Origin of the sequence: Mycobacterium sp. NS-7484, from assembly GCF_001953975.1 — a bacterium.
GTDB lineage: Bacteria > Actinomycetota > Actinomycetes > Mycobacteriales > Mycobacteriaceae > Mycobacterium.
The window spans coordinates 1-566 of sequence record NZ_MBEJ01000086.1; the positions used below are offsets into that span (position 1 = coordinate 1).

The following is a 566-nucleotide window of genomic DNA, read 5'->3' on the forward strand; positions in this document are numbered from 1 at the left end:
CCTGAGCTACCTCGGCGGAGTCACTCTGGCCGCCATCATCACCTTCTACCGCGTCCGCAATTAACAGACACGACCTAATCCAAAGTAGCTTCAGACGATCACGGGGCATCGGATCGGCAGGATCGGCGCTGGCAGGGCGGGACGTCCGGTGCATCAGTACCGTCCGGGAGTGAACCCTGTGAGGTGAGCCCTTCGTAGTGGTCCAGTCGTTGTGGGACTCTGTTGTCCGAGTGTTTGGGCAGGAAGAATCGACGACGACATGGCAGGTAGCAAGCGCCGGCGGCATACGCCGGATCAGATCATCCGCAAGCTGGCCGAGGGCAACACGCTGCTCGGGACCGGGCAGGAACTGGCCGAGGTGTGCCGGCATCTGGAGGTCACCGAGTCGACCTGGCATCGCTGGGTGGCCCAGTACGGCGGGATGAAGGCCAACGACGCCAAACGGCTCAAGGAACTCGAAGCCGAGAACGCTCGGCTCAAGAAGCTGGTCGCCAACCAGGCCCTCGACATCGACATGCTCAAGGAGATCTCCTCGGGAAACCTCTGACCCCGAACCGCAAGCACAG

Annotated in this window: 1 pseudogene; it reads left to right on the top strand. The window is 62.2% G+C overall.

Annotation, left to right across the window (positions count from 1 at the left end):
* Positions 1-259: 259 nt before the first annotated feature.
* Positions 260-566, top strand: a pseudogene (locus A5733_RS15340) (transposase); the annotation flags it as partial.